This window comes from Embleya sp. NPDC055664 (assembly GCF_053618075.1).
Map to the genome: position 1 here is coordinate 82034 of NZ_JBSHGZ010000032.1, position 13885 is coordinate 95918.

General features: G+C 72.1%; 13 protein-coding genes. 3 read left to right on the forward strand and 10 right to left on the reverse strand.

The window, feature by feature from the left end; genetic code table 11:
• Positions 1-178: 178 nt before the first annotated feature.
• A complete protein-coding gene (locus ACWGR4_RS36430) occupies positions 179-949 on the forward strand; it encodes a TetR/AcrR family transcriptional regulator (RefSeq protein ID WP_452129250.1) in 771 nt (256 codons plus the stop codon).
• Between the two features lie 34 nt (positions 950-983).
• Here ACWGR4_RS36430 and ACWGR4_RS36435 read toward each other — a convergent pair whose 3' ends face one another.
• The 5 genes from ACWGR4_RS36435 to ACWGR4_RS36455 form a co-directional block, all read right to left on the reverse strand.
• Positions 984-2114 carry a M20 family metallopeptidase gene (locus tag ACWGR4_RS36435; RefSeq protein WP_452129251.1) on the reverse strand — a complete coding sequence of 377 codons (1131 nt, stop codon included), beginning with the start codon at positions 2112-2114 and terminating at the stop codon, positions 984-986.
• Entirely contained in the window at positions 2111-3025 is a 915-nt protein-coding gene (locus ACWGR4_RS36440; protein ID WP_452129252.1) for an alpha/beta fold hydrolase, read from the reverse strand. The genes ACWGR4_RS36435 and ACWGR4_RS36440 overlap by 4 nt, the downstream gene beginning before the upstream one ends.
• Positions 3022-4089 (reverse strand): tartrate dehydrogenase, encoded by a 1068-nt coding sequence (locus ACWGR4_RS36445; RefSeq protein WP_380002232.1) that lies wholly within the window; start codon positions 4087-4089, stop codon positions 3022-3024. Before ACWGR4_RS36445 ends, ACWGR4_RS36440 begins: the two co-directional genes overlap by 4 nt.
• 296 nt (positions 4090-4385) lie before the next feature.
• Positions 4386-6047: an AMP-binding protein gene (locus ACWGR4_RS36450; RefSeq protein ID WP_452134301.1), complete on the reverse strand. Its 1662-nt coding sequence runs from the start codon at positions 6045-6047 to the stop codon at positions 4386-4388.
• A 311-nt stretch (positions 6048-6358) separates the two neighbouring features.
• Positions 6359-6793, reverse strand: a complete 435-nt coding sequence (locus ACWGR4_RS36455; protein ID WP_380002234.1) for a VOC family protein — start codon at positions 6791-6793, stop codon at positions 6359-6361.
• Positions 6794-6916: 123 nt separating this feature from the next.
• On the opposite strand from ACWGR4_RS36455, the gene argG reads away from it, so the two are divergent.
• Positions 6917-8365: an argininosuccinate synthase gene (gene argG / locus ACWGR4_RS36460; protein WP_452129254.1), complete on the forward strand. Its 1449-nt coding sequence runs from the start codon at positions 6917-6919 to the stop codon at positions 8363-8365.
• A gap of 64 nt (positions 8366-8429) precedes the next feature.
• Here argG and ACWGR4_RS36465 read toward each other — a convergent pair whose 3' ends face one another.
• Together ACWGR4_RS36465 and ACWGR4_RS36470 are read right to left on the reverse strand one after the other, a co-directional pair.
• Positions 8430-9119 carry a 2-phosphosulfolactate phosphatase gene (locus ACWGR4_RS36465; RefSeq protein ID WP_380002236.1) on the reverse strand — a complete coding sequence of 230 codons (690 nt, stop codon included), beginning with the start codon at positions 9117-9119 and terminating at the stop codon, positions 8430-8432.
• Between the two features lie 56 nt (positions 9120-9175).
• A complete protein-coding gene (locus tag ACWGR4_RS36470) occupies positions 9176-10261 on the reverse strand; it encodes a 4-hydroxybenzoate 3-monooxygenase (protein WP_452129255.1) in 1086 nt (361 codons plus the stop codon).
• A 435-nt stretch (positions 10262-10696) separates the two neighbouring features.
• Between ACWGR4_RS36470 and ACWGR4_RS36475 the strand changes: the two genes are divergently transcribed.
• On the forward strand, positions 10697-11770 hold the full coding sequence (locus ACWGR4_RS36475; RefSeq protein WP_452129256.1) for a hypothetical protein: 1074 nt from the start codon (positions 10697-10699) through the stop codon (positions 11768-11770).
• A gap of 217 nt (positions 11771-11987) precedes the next feature.
• On the opposite strand, the gene ACWGR4_RS36480 is transcribed toward ACWGR4_RS36475, so the two are convergent.
• From ACWGR4_RS36480 to ACWGR4_RS36490, 3 genes are all read right to left on the reverse strand, one after another.
• A complete protein-coding gene (locus ACWGR4_RS36480) occupies positions 11988-12500 on the reverse strand; it encodes a hypothetical protein (RefSeq protein ID WP_452129257.1) in 513 nt (170 codons plus the stop codon).
• 280 nt (positions 12501-12780) lie between these two features.
• Positions 12781-13704 (reverse strand): phosphotransferase, encoded by a 924-nt coding sequence (locus ACWGR4_RS36485; RefSeq protein WP_452129258.1) that lies wholly within the window; start codon positions 13702-13704, stop codon positions 12781-12783.
• Positions 13686-13883, reverse strand: a complete 198-nt coding sequence (locus ACWGR4_RS36490; protein ID WP_452129259.1) for a hypothetical protein — start codon at positions 13881-13883, stop codon at positions 13686-13688. The genes ACWGR4_RS36485 and ACWGR4_RS36490 overlap by 19 nt, the downstream gene beginning before the upstream one ends.
• Between the last annotated feature and the right edge of the window lie 2 nt (positions 13884-13885).

Genomic DNA, 13885 nt, shown 5'->3' on the forward strand with positions numbered 1-13885 from the left:
CTTCCCTGTACGGGATGTCCCCGGGACTCGAGGATCAAGGGTAAGGAGACGTGAACGGCATAGCAATACACATAGGCTAGGAGTTAGCCGATGAGATTGACTTGAAATGTGGCCATGGCTCCGCCAGGCTCGGAACAAGGGCGCCCACCGGCGCCGACTACCGGGAAGGACCCCGCACATGAGTGCCCCGAACGCCGAGGAACCCTCCGGTGCGCCGGCGAAAACCGCCGGCCCCGGGCGCCGTCGACTGCCCCGGGACACCCTCAGCCGCCAGGTGATCCTGGAGGCCGCCGAGCGGGTCGCCGCCCGGGACGGGCTGGACGCCTTCACCTTCCAGTCGCTCGCCAAGGAGGTGAACGCCCACCCGACGTCGCTCTATCGGCACTTCCGCGACAAGGACCAGTTGGTCCTGGAGCTGATCGACGACCTCCGGGCGCGCTCCTACGGCGGTCGCCTGGAGGCGACCGACTCCTGGCGCGAGGATCTGCGCACGCTGGCCCGCTATGTACACGAACACCTGATGCGCTACCCGCAGTTCGCCGTGCAGATGGCCGCGCGCACCACCCGCAGGCCGACCGAGTTCGCCAATGTCGAGTTCGCCCTGGACGCGCTGTTGCGCGCCGGCCTCGACGAGGAGGACGCGGCCATGTACCTGCGCGTGTTCGGCAACGTGGTGCGCTCGCTGGCGAGCATGGAGGCGGGCATGCTCGTCCTGGACCCGGAGACCCGCGACGGCGACACGCTGGCCTGGCAGTTGGAATACCGCAGGCTGCCGGCCGAGAAGTATCCGCGTATCGCCGCGATGAGCGGGGAGCTGCGGGACATCGGCGACCCCCGGGTCTTCGACACCGCCGTGGACCTGTTCCTCGACGCGATCGAGGCGCGTGCGGCACAGGCCCGGGAGGCGAGGGCCGCCAAGGAGGAGGCCGCGCCGGACGAGAAGGAATGAGCCGACCCGGGCGGGGCGACCGGTGTGCCCCTTGTCAGCCGGCGGTCGTGGTGACCGCCGGCGCCCGGATCAGTCCGGCCACCAGCCTCGCGCGGTCCGGGAGGGAGTCCAGGTCCACCCACTCGTGCCGGGCATGCGCGCCGGCGCCGGCGGGTCCGAGGCCGTCCAGGGTGGGGATGCCCAGTCCGGCGGTGAAGTTTCCGTCGGAGGCGCCGCCCACCCGGGCCTCCCCGAGTGCGGCCAGACCCTGTTCCCGGGCCAGGCGGCGGGCGGCCGACAACAGGTGTACGGACATGCCGCGTTCCAGCGGGGGGCGGTTGATGCCTCCCGCCAGTTCGACCCTGGCCTCGGGCAACCGCGCGCACAGTGCGCTCAGCGCCCGCTCGACGCGTTCCAACTCCCGCCGCTCCCAGGCCCGTACGTCGATCTCGACATGGGCCGACTCGGGCACGGTGTTGGTCGTGGTGCCGGCCGAGCCGACGGTGGGGGTGACGGTCGTGCCACGCCCGGTGTCACCGAGTCCGTCGATCGCCAGCACCTGGTGCGCCAACTCCACGAGGGCGTTGACCCCCGACTCCGGTTCCAGTCCGGCATGGGCCGCGCGCCCGCGTACGGCCAGGCGATACAGCGCCACACCCTTGCGGGCGGTCTTCAGGGCCCCGTCCTGACCGGGTTCGAGGACCAGTACCGCCCGGCAGCCGGCCGCCGCCTCCTCGACCAGCGCGCGCGAGGTGAGCGAGCCGCGCTCCTCGTCGCCGGTGACCAGCATCCGCACGTCGTCGGCGCCTCCCGTCAGCTCCAGCGCGTCCAGCGCCGTGACCAGACCCGCCTTCATGTCGAACACTCCGGGCCCGGTCGCCCGCCCGTCCACCGCGGTGAACGGACGCTCGGCGAGGGTGCCCAGCGGCCACACGGTGTCGGCGTGGCCGAGCAGCAGCACCGGGGCCCGCGCCGGGTCGCGGACCCGCTCGTGCACGTACAGGTGCGGCACCCCGTCGCTGACCACCCGTTCGGCCCGGCCCAGCAGGCCGCTCGACCACGAGGCCAGCAAATCGTACAGCGGGTCCAGCCCCGGGACGTGGCCGGACGGCGTCTCCAGTTCGACCAGTTGCCGCAGTCGGCGCAGGGAGCGCGCGGCGTCGACGTCGTGGAACGTGGCGGTCAACGGGTGCCTCCCGAGTCGGTGGGCCGACAGAGCGACGCCAGGGCCCGCGCCACCTCGTGGGGCGCTTCCTCGCACAGGTAGTGGTCGGCCTCGATCGGCGCCGCGTCGACGTGGCGCGCATACGACCGCCAGACGCCCGGCACGTCGAAGGAGCGCCCCACGTAGCTCTTCGTCCCCCACAGCGCGAGCAGCGGAGCCTCGATCACCCGGCCGCGTTCGCGGTCCCGGCGGTCGTGCACCAGGTCGACGCCGGCCGCGGCACGGTAGTCGGCGCACGACGCGCGCACCGTCTCCGGGTCGAAGCAGCGCGCGTATTCCGCCATCGCCGCCTCGTCGAACGGCGCACCACCCGCGTGCCGACCGGCGAAGCGGCTGCGCAACCAGGCGTCGGTGTCCGCGAGGATCAGCCGCTCGGGCAGGTCGGACTCCAGCGCGAGGAAGAACCAGTGGAAGTAGGTGGAGGCCATCGCCCGATCGACGTTGTCGAACATGTGCAGCGTCGGCACCACGTCCAGCACGGCGACGCACCGCACCCGCTCGGGCGCGTCGAGCGCCATCCGGTGGGCGACGCGGGCGCCCCGGTCGTGGCCGGCGACCGCGAAGCGCGCGAAGCCGAGGGACTGCATCAGCTCGACCTGGTCGGCGGCCATGACCCGCTTGCTGTAGGGCGTATGGGAGGGTGTGTCGGCGGGTTTGTCGCTGTCTCCATAGCCGCGCAGGTCCGCCAGCACGACGGTGTGGCCGGCCGCGATCAGTTCCGGGGCGACCCGGTGCCACATGGCGGAGGTCTGCGGGTAGCCGTGGAGCAGCAGGATCGGGGGGCCGTCGCCGCCGACGAGGGCGTTGATCCGCACGCCGTCGCGGGAGGACCGCACGCGGCGCAGACCCGGCGGCGGGTGGTACATGGTCATGCGGCCGTCCCGGAGCGGCGCAGTTCCTCGATGAAGGCATCGCACACCTCGTCCGTCGACAGCGTGCCGCCGAGGTCGGGGGTGACGGTGCCGGCCGCGACGACCCGATCCAGGGCCCGGACGAGGCGGTCGGCGGCCTCCTTCTCGCCGAGGTGCTCCAACATCAGCGCGCCGGACCAGATCTGGCCGATCGGGTCGGCCGATCCGGTGCCGACGATGTCCGGCGCGGAGCCGTGGATGGGCTCGAACATCGAGGGGTGGCGGCCGGTGGGGTCGATGTTGCCGCAGGGGGCGACGCCGATGCTCCCGGCGAGGGCGGCGGTCAGGTCGCTGAGGATGTCGCCGAACAGGTTGGAGGCGACGATCACGTCGAAGCGGGTGGGGTCCAGGACGAGCAGCGCGGCGAGGGCGTCGACGTGGTACGAGGTCAGCTCGACGTCGGGGAAGTCGGCGGCGACCTCGGCCACCACCTCGTCCCAGAACGGCATGGTGTGCACGATGCCGTTCGACTTGGTCGCGGAGGCCACCCGGCCCGAGCGGGTACGGGCGAGCCCGAACGCATAGCGGGCGATGCGCTCGACGCCCATGCGGGTGAACACGGCTTCCTGCACGGCGAGTTCGTGGGGGCGGCCGCGGTACAACCGGCCACCGACCTCGCCGTACTCGCCCTCGGTGTTCTCCCGCACCACGACCAGATCAAACGCTCGTTCGTCGCGCAGCGGCCCACGGATCCCGGGCAACGAACGCACCGGGCGCAGCGAGACGAACTGGTCGAACTCGCGCCTGATGGGGATCAGCAGCCCCCACAGGGACACGTGGTCGGGAACCTCGGGCGTGCCGACCGCCCCGAGCAGGATCGCGTCGGCGGCGCTCAGCTGTTCGATCCCGTCACTCGGCATCATCGCACCGGTCTCGGCGTGGAACGCACAGCCCCAGGGGTGCTCCGTCCACAACAGCTCGAACCCGTGAGCCGCGGACAACACGTCGAGAACCCGCCGAGCAGCCGCCACGGTCTCCCGACCGATGCCGTCACCGGGGATCGCCGCGATCCGATATGTACGCATACGAACTCCCATCACTCTCACTAGCAACGCACATAGCCTATGAGATAGCCACGATTAATTGCTAGAGGTCCACACGGCAGACCCACCGGCGCCACCACCCGGCCTCCGCCTCGCGCCTGTCTCGGCTTTCGGCCCGCGCCCGCCCGCCTGCCGCGCCGCGCCGCGCCTGCCCCACCCCGCCCCCGTACCTGCGCGTTGCGCCCCCATCTCGGCCCCGCCCTCGCGCCCCGCCGCTCGGACGGCCCACCGTCCACCGCACTGCGGGCCGCCTTACTCGTGTGCTGCTGTCGGGCTTCTCAGGGTTGGCCGGTGAGGCGGGTGTGGATGGCTTGGGCGGTGGTGTGGGCGTGGTGCTCCAGGAGCGTGAAGTGGTTGCCGGGGACGGTGACTTCGGTGTGCGGCAGGCCCCACTTGGGGGCCGGGTCGGTGTCGGGCAGTGGGTCTTCGGCGCGTACGTACAGGGTGGGGCAGGCGAGAGGGGTGGGGGTCCAGTCGGCGAAGAGTTCGAAGTATCGGGCCATGGCGGTGAGCCGGGCGGGGTCGGTAGCGGCGAACTCCGCCGCTTGGCGCAGCATGTCCGAAGCCATCGCGGGGAACGCCCGAGCCTGGTCGCCGTGCACGGGGGGATAGGTGTCCACCAGGACGACGGCCGTCGGGGCGGCCCCCTCGGACGCCAGGCGCTCGGCCACGGCATGGGCCACCCAGCCGCCGGCCGAGCGTCCCAGCAGTACCACCGGGCCGCCGGCCGCAGCGGCGGCCGCGCGAACGGCGGCGGCCTGGGCGGTGACGAGGGCGTCCAGCGTGGCGGGCAGGGCCTCCCGCGCCTCGAACCCCGGGTGCCGCACCGCGGAAACCGGCCGCAACCCGCGCAACGCGACGCCGAGGCGCGCGTACTCCTGCGGTCCGGACAGCGCGCTGAGCGCGGGGACGCAGACGAGCGGGGCTCCCGCGCCGCCCGTCGCGAGCGGGATGGGATCGTGCGCCGCGCCGGGTGCCCCGGCCCGGTCGAAGACCGGACGCAGGCGCGCGGCGATGGTCAGCAACGCCATGCCGTCCCAGCTCCGTCCCCGGGCGCAGGCGGTACGCAGGAGTGCGCCCAGGCGCGCCCGGCGAACACGGCCGCCCAGTCGACGGGCGCCCCATGGGCGTACAGCGCACCCAACGTGTCGAGCAGCGCGTCTGCCTCCGGCCGCGCCCCGGACCGCGTCGAGCAGGGCCGAATGGGTGGTCGGCACCCCGCCGAGCAGGGTGAACGCGGCGTCCTCGCGGCGCAGTTCGCCGAGTACTCCCGCCACCGAGAACCGGGGCAGCACCGTCGCGCTCGCCCCCACGGCGGTGACCCCGAGGAAGCACACGACCTGGCTCATCGCGTGGTGGAGCGGCAACGGCCAGAGCACGTTGTCGTGTTCGGACAACCCCAGGACGCCGACCAGGCCCGCCGCGATCGGCGCGAGGCGGTTGCGCTGGGTCGGCAGGACGCCCTTGGGCGCACCGGAGGAGCCCGACGTGTAGAGCAACCAGGCCACTTCGTCCAGCGCGAGATCGTCCCGAGCCGGCGTGGGCGGCTCGGTGCCCACCAACTCCTCGTACCGCAGGGCCGCATCCGCCGGCCACGCCGAGCCGTCACCCGAGTCACCCGAGTCCTCGGCGCCACCGTCGGCCACCACCAACGTCAACCCGGAGCACACCGACTCCACCCGCCGCCGCGTCAGGCAGGCGACATCGGTGACGAGCACTCGCGCCCCGCTGTCCGCCGGCGAACGGGCCAGTTCCCGGTCCGAGTTCCCGGGATCCAGGAGCACACCCACGCCACTCGCCCGGGTGACGGCAAGCAGGCTCTCGACCGCCTCGACCCGATTCCCGAGCAGCACCGCCACCCGGTCGCCACGCTCCACGCCGAGCCCCGCCAGATGACCGGCCGGCCGCGCGGTCCTGCGCTCCGACTCCCGGTAGGTCACCCGTGTGCGGCGGTCCCGAAACCAGCCCTTGTCCCCGAGCGCCGGGCATGTCGCCCCAGCAACTCGGGCAGCGGCCGGACGATGTCGGCGTGCGCAACCACCCGCATGACCTCCCGGAGACGATCCGCCGCCGAAAACGGCGGCGCCCTCCACGGAGTTCCCTCCCGACACCGAACAAACCCACATCGGGCCCACCGGCGGGCCCTCCCCGCACCCCGGCGCATCGAGGCAGGCAGGCTCCCCGTTCCGACCCACGGGGACGGAACCCACGGGGACGGAACGAGGAACCGTATGCGCCACCTCGGTCAAGCTCAGTCGATACAGAACTCGTTGCCCTCGATGTCCTGCATCCCGATGCACGACTCGTTGAAGTCGTCGGCGAGCAGGACCCGCTCACATATCGCGCCGAGCGCCTCCAGTCGCACCCGCTCGGCCTGGAGCGCGGCAAGGCGCTCCTCACCGACGAGCCCGGTGCCGACCCGCACGTCGAGGTGCACCCGGTTCTTGACGACCTTGCCTTCGGGAACCCGCTGGAAGTACAGGCGCGGGCCCTCGCCCGTGGGATCCATGCAGGCGAATCCCGCACCCTGGCGCTCGGGCGGCAACGAGCGCATGTAGTCGTCCCAGGTGTCGAACCCCTTCGGCGGCGGCGGTACGACATACCCCAACACCTCGCACCAGAAACGGGCGACGCGCTCGGGGTCCGCGCAGTCGAAGGTGACTTGGAACTTCTTGATCGATGCCATCGCTCCACCGTAGCGACGGACCCCGAATACCCGCCCTGCGGGTGCCACCGGCCCAGCCCGCCGCGCATGTACGCATCACGAGACCGAATTGCATAGTCATGCGCAATCCTGTATATCTTTCCCATGTCCAAGGTTCTCACCTCCCTGCCCACCGGCGAACGCGTCGGTATCGCCTTCTCCGGCGGCCTCGACACCTCCGTCGCCGTCGCGTGGATGCGCGACAAGGGTGCCGTCCCGTGCACCTACACCGCCGATATCGGCCAGTACGACGAGCCCGACATCGCCTCGGTGCCCGGCCGCGCGCGGACCTACGGCGCGGAGATCGCCCGCCTGGTCGACTGCCGGGCGGCGCTGGTCGAGGAGGGCCTGGCCGCACTCGCCTGCGGCGCGTTCCACATCCGCTCGGGCGGGCGCGCCTACTTCAACACCACCCCGCTCGGCCGCGCCGTCACCGGCACGTTGCTGGTGCGGGCGATGCTGGAGGACGACGTCCAGATCTGGGGCGACGGGTCGACGTTCAAGGGCAACGACATCGAGCGGTTCTACCGCTACGGCCTACTCGCGAACCCGCACCTGCGCATCTACAAGCCGTGGCTCGACGCCGACTTCGTCACCGAGCTGGGCGGCCGCAAGGAGATGTCGGAGTGGCTGGTGGCCCACGGGCTGCCCTACCGCGACAGCGCCGAGAAGGCCTACTCGACGGATGCCAACATCTGGGGCGCCACCCACGAGGCCAAGACACTCGAACACCTGGACACCGGCGTCGAGACGGTCGAGCCGATCATGGGCGTGCGGTTCTGGGACCCGACCGTGAAGATCGCCCCCGAAGACGTCACGATCGGATTCGACCAGGGCCGCCCCGTCAGCATCAACGGCAAGCGGTTCGCCTCGGCCGTCGACCTGGTGATGGAGGCCAACGCCACCGGCGGCCGGCACGGCCTGGGCATGTCGGACCAGATCGAGAACCGGATCATCGAGGCGAAGAGCCGCGGCATCTACGAGGCGCCCGGCATGGCGCTGCTGCACATCGCGTACGAGCGCCTCGTCAACGCCATCCACAACGAGGACACCCTCGCGCACTACCAGTTCGAGGGCCGCCGGCTGGGCCGGCTGATGTACGAGGGCCGCTGGCTGGACCCGCAGGCGCTGATGATCCGCGAGGCGCTGCAGCGCTGGGTCGGCTCCGCGGTGACGGGCGAGGTGACCCTGCGGCTTCGGCGCGGCGAGGACTACTCGATCCTCGACACCACCGGGCCCGCCTTCAGCTACCACCCGGACAAGCTGTCGATGGAGCGCACCGAAGACTCGGCGTTCGGCCCGGTGGACCGGATCGGCCAGCTCACCATGCGCAACCTCGACATCGCCGACTCGCGCGCCAAGCTGGAGCAGTACGCCGGCCTCGGCATCGTCGGCACCACCCACCCCGCGCTCATCGGCGCCCTCCAGGCCCCGCCGACCGCCCTGATCGAAGACATGCCGGAAGGCGGCGCCGAAGCCATCGCCTCCCGCGGCGAGGTATCCGAGGACGATCAACTCCTCGACCGCGCAGCCATGGAACTCGGCACCGACTGACCCCCACCCGAACCAAGGGCCCGCCCCGAACAGCGAACAGGGGCGGGCCCGCCCGGCGCGCAACCTACGACGCCCGGTCTCCCGTCGCACGGGGGCGCAGAACCATGAGCGAGTCTTCCAAGGCCGCCACCATGGCAAAGGGGAACCGGTCGAGTTCGAGACACAGTGCAACGTCATCGGGATGGACTCCTTGACGCACGCCCTCCGTGAGCTCGGCGGCGGCGCGCGACGCACCGGCACGGCGGAGAAACCCGCCGGCATCCGTGTCGGCCCCGACGGCTCTCCGAGCGATGTACTGGGCACACGCCAAATCCTCGTCGGCCCGCCCATCCTCACCGGTGACCACGAACGTGACCCCGTCGCTCCCGCGCACCCGCAGGAGCCGAGCAGTTGCCTCCGCCACCACGAAGCCGGCGCACAACACCAACGTCGCGTCCTTGACCGCGAGGGCACCGACCGTCCCCGCCGTGGTCTTGTGCACGACGGTCCGCCCACCGAGGTCGACCGAGCGCAGCAACCCCGGCGAGTTGACGAAGTCGAACCCCGGCGCGGGCGGACCATCCTTGATCGCCACCCAATCCGGATGCCGCGCCTTGAGCGCCAGAGCCTCGGCCGGCGACTCCGCGAGAACGATTCGATCCGCCCCCCGAGCAAAGACCCAGCCGGCCACGGTAAAGGCACGCATCACGTCGACCACGACGGCCACGGACGGGACTTCACCCAGATCACCAATGCCGAGAAACCGAACATCCATCCGAGCATGATTGCGCACTGCCACCCGACGCCACCCGCTCGGGACGGTGCTGGGGGTCAGTTCAGGCCGGTGAGGAATTCGGTGAAGAGGTGGTTGGCGGTCTTCGAGGTGTACAGGCGGTCGAATTCGGCGTGGGCCAGGTGGCGGCGGAAGTGGCCTCGGTAGGAGGCGTCTCCCGCGTCGTGCATGAGGTCGGTGAACCAGGCGGCGAATGCCTGATAGTTCCAGACGTGCTTCAGACACGTGGCGGAGTAGGTCTCCAGCAGGCTCCCGTCCTGTTCCCTGACCTGCTTCAGGACGGCCGCGGCGAATACGTCGGCGTCGTGCAGGGCCAGGTTCATGCCCTTGGCGCTCATGGGCGGCACGATGTGCGCGGCGTCGCCGAGGAGGTACAGGCGGCCGTGGCTCATCGGGTCGTAAACCACGCTGCGCAGCGGCACCAACGTCTTGCTCACGATGCGCCCCTTCACGGTGACCGGTTCGCCGAAGCGCGCCTCGATCTCCGCCCATATGCGGTCGTCCGTCCACTCCTCGATGGAGGTGTCCAGGGGGCACTGGAGGTAGAAGCGGCTCGCCTGCGGACCCCGGGCGAACCCGCCGGCGAATCCGCGGTCGTGGATCGCCATCATGGACTGGTGGTTGGCCGGGGCGTCGGCCAGGACGGTCAGCCAGGCGTGCCCGTACTCGTGGGAGTGGCGGGTCAGTTCCTCCTCGGGGATGCTCGCCCGGCTGACGCCGCGGTCCCCGTCGCAGCCGGCGATGAAGTCGCAGGCGATGGTGCGGGTCACGCCCGCGTCGTCGCGGTAGCGTACGCGCGGCCGGGGGCCGGTGATGTTCTCGAGTTCCACGTCCTCGGCTTCGAAACGGAGGTCACCGCCGTCGCCGACGAACACGTCGACGAGGTTGCGCACGAGCACCTGCTGCGGGCAGAAGCGTCCGTCGCCGTGGTCGTCGGTCACGTACGCGAAGGGCCGCGTCTCGCCGTCGATGCGGAAGTTCAGCACCGGCTCGAAGGGGACGCCGCCGACGACCCGGTCCGCCAGGCCCCACTCGCGGAACATGCGCACCGCCCGGGAGTCGATGACCCCCGCGCGTTGGCGCTGCTCGACGTACTCGCGGCTGTGCCGCTCAGGGCCACCCACCCCCAGTCGGCGAAGGCACTGATCCCCCGGACCAACCCGGCCGCGCCGGCGCCGCCCACGATCAATCCGTACAGGAAGCAGAGCGTGCCCGCGGCCGTGGTGACGCCCGAGCGATACCGCGGGGGACGCCGGGACGGGCTGCCGCGACGCGGGTCGACGGGCGGGTACGACATGGCACAACCTCCGGAACACGACGGGCACTTGACGAGTCTCGGCAAGCTATCCGCCCCGTTTCGGGAAAGGAGAGGGACTTCCCGGCGCTCCCCCTGCGGGTGCGATGGGGTCGGTCCCGTCGAGAGTGCGCCGATCGCACGGGGGTTCGAGGCGACAGGCCGTGCGTCTGAACGGGCGCCGCTGCGGGTACACGCCGTTGCCCGGCACCGGGACGTGTCCGGTACGGGCGTGCTCCGCCGGTTCCATGTTCAGGGAGAGTTCGTGATGTTCCCATTCGATCCCGAATCACCGACGCCGACACCGACGCATCACGAACCTGCCGCGCCCACCGGGCGTTTCGGGACGTGGGCGACCCCGCCCGACACCGCCGCCACGCCGCCGCGACCCACCGAACCTCCGTCCCGCCCGGAGGCTCGTCCGGAGCATCGCCCGCAGACCCACCCGGAGGATCCGGCACCCGCGTGGCCCGCCTCCGCCTCCGCGCCGGCTCCGATCGCGGCCCCGGCCCCGGAACCCGCTGCGCCGTTCGTCGCGCACCCCGCACCGAGCGCCCCGATCGAGGAACCGTCCGGCTACCCACAAGGGGGCCACAACGAGCCGGCGGACAAACTGCTCCGCATCGCGGCGACGCATCGGTCGATCCCGGATCTCGCCCGGATGATCACGATCCTGGACGACGGTTCGGGAACGGCCGCCGACGACGCGTTGCGGGAAGCGGCGATGACGCGGCCGGTGAGCGATCTGGTACTGCTGACGGATCTGTTGCGGAACCCCACCTACGCCGCGCAGGACGGACGGCCCGCCACCGAGTCCGACCCGCACGCGCCGGGAGGCACCGCCGCGTTCGCGCCCGAATCCGCGCCGCGGCGCTCGGCCGCGGCCGGAGGGGCGGGCCTGCGGTGGGTCACGGCGGTGAGCCTGGCGGTTTCCGGGGTGGCGTTGGGCAGCGCGATTCCCGCGACCTTCCGCACGCCTCCGTACACCGCCGCATGGTTGGCCGCGGTGGCTTTGACCTGCCTGTTCCTGGCCGGACTGACCTCCGTACGCGCCGGCCGGAACGCGCGTCTGGCGGCCCTGGCGGCGGGATGCGCCACCATCGCCACCGCCGTCGTACCGCAACTGACCACCGGACGGCACGCCGCCGCATGGCTCGACACATCGGGCCTGATCGCGCTGGGCGCGGGCTCGATCACCGCCCTGTGTGCGGCGGCGTTCCTCGCCCGGCACATCGACCTGCCGCACTCCCGGCAGCCCAAGCAGCCGGTCGCCTTCGAGCCGTGGGAGGCCACGATGCCGGAGAACCGCGCTCCGAGCAGCACCCGCATGCTCGGCTGACCCCGCAGACCAACCCGGCCGCCCGGGTCGCCTCGACCGCCCGGGCCGCCCGGGTCATCCGGAATCACCCGGGTCACCCGGGTCACCCGGGTCACCCGACACCCCGATGCCCGCCACGGCCGGTTCGAATCCGGTCGTGACGGGCATCCGCGTTCACTCCGCCGGCCGACCGCAACGACGCCCCGCCGCGGTCTCCGGCCGGCAACTCACCGACGTGTCAATGACGTTCGGGCTCCGTACCAGGGCGCTGGGTCTGCACGGTGCGGTCGGGGTCCCTCAGCAAATCGGCCAGCAGTACCAAATCGCGCACCGGCCGGGTCATCGCCGCTTCGCGCAACGCGTCGTCGGCGGCGGCTTCCGAGTAGTCCCTCAGGATCGCCACCATCCGGGCGACTTCGGGAACCGATCGATGGGTCGCCACCAGCCGCAACAGCCGCTCCGCCGCGTCCGCCGGCGGCCCCTGCAGGGGTTCGTGGAACGCATCCTCGACCGCGGCTCCGGGGGCCCCCACCGCCGGCCCCCGGGCGTCCTGCATGGGGTGCCCGGGCATCGGGGTGGGCTGCCGCAGAGTCGGATCCCGCCTCGGCCGGTTGGCCCGCGAGGTATTTCGCGGCAGCAGTACGGGCGGCGCGGGCGGCGGCGCCCACGTCTCGAAGTGCGCGGCGGGCCCGACGGGTTCGTGGCGGGCCGGTGGCGGGGGCGGCGATTGGGGGTCGGATGCGAACGTCACGGCTGTCTCCCTACAGGTGAAAAATCGGCCGGACCTCGCCCGTACCGGACCTGACTCGCCCCCGGCGGCCGGTCGACGGCGTGTACCCGCAACGACAATCACTCAGTCGTACCGGAGTCACCCCGCCGACCGCGAAACTCACACGCGCGACCGAAACCCGGCCATCCGACGCCGACTTCACCACTTCACCGCCGACCTCGACGAGCCCGAGCCCTGCTCGCGATTCGGCCCGGTGTTCGAACCAGGGCGGACGAGGGCCGGCCGATTCGGCACACGGCCTTCACCGCCCCGAGGGGCCGGCCCCGCCGGGTCCCGCGATCCGGTGCGACGCGGTGCGGGAGCGGGTGCACGGGTCCAAGGCCATGGTGTCCTCGATGAGCGCTTCGAGCCGGCGGTCGGCCCACGGTCGCGCCTCGGTCAGCGGCACCCGGCGCCGGCCGCCGACGATGTCCTCCAGGACGTCGGTGGGCATGACACGCGGCCCGACGAAGCGGGGGGTCGCGGGGCCGGCGCCGGTCCATGCCCAGCGCAGCGTGGCGCCGAGGCTGTAGACCTCGGCGGCGTCGGTGAGTTCGAGGTCGACGCCCGCGGCGGTGGTCAGGAGCAGGCGGGCGATCTCGGGGGCGGTGGCCTGATCGCCGCCGCCCCGGTAGGGGCCGGGCAGCGGCAGCAGTTCGCGGTGGTGGGTCAGCTCGAAGTCGATGAACTCGACGTCGTCGTCGGGGCCGCCGATCAGCACGTTGCCCGGGTGCAGGTCTCCGTGGCGCCAGCCGGCCGCGTGCCAGCGGCGCAGGAGGGCGAACGCGCGGTCCGCGATTCGGCGCAGCCGGGGGGCGGCGTCCGCCGGATCGTCGCGGTGGGCGGCGCACCACTCCCACAACGTGGTACCGGGGCTCCAGGCGAGGGCGGTCCACGCCCCGGTGCCGACTCGGGCGTACGCGCCTGTGTGGGAGGTGAGTTTCGCCTCGGACAGCAGGCGTACGGCCCGCGCCTCGTGGAGCAGCGCCGCCGCGGCGGTCGGGTCGTCGGCGGTGCGGATCTTCCAGTCGGCGGTGCGCCAGGCGTGTGTGTGGTGGGGGCTCAGTGGCGCGGGGGGTTCGGTGACGCCCAGGGCCTCGACGGCGGCGGCCAACAGCGGGTCCACGGTGACGTCCTCGTTCTCGGGGCCGGCGGACCCGGGGCGGGTCAGTCGTCCTTCTTCCACCCGAGGGGTTCCTGGGTCTCGGTGTACGCGGCGATCGTGCGCGCGTCGACAACGTGGATCAGGAGTCGGCCGTCGGGCACGACGTTCGCGCAGACGGCGTCGTCGTAGTGGTGCTCGGGCAGCGGACCCGCCGCACGGGCCGGGGGTGCGGCGCGGCGGCCGAGGATCAGCGGTGTCATCG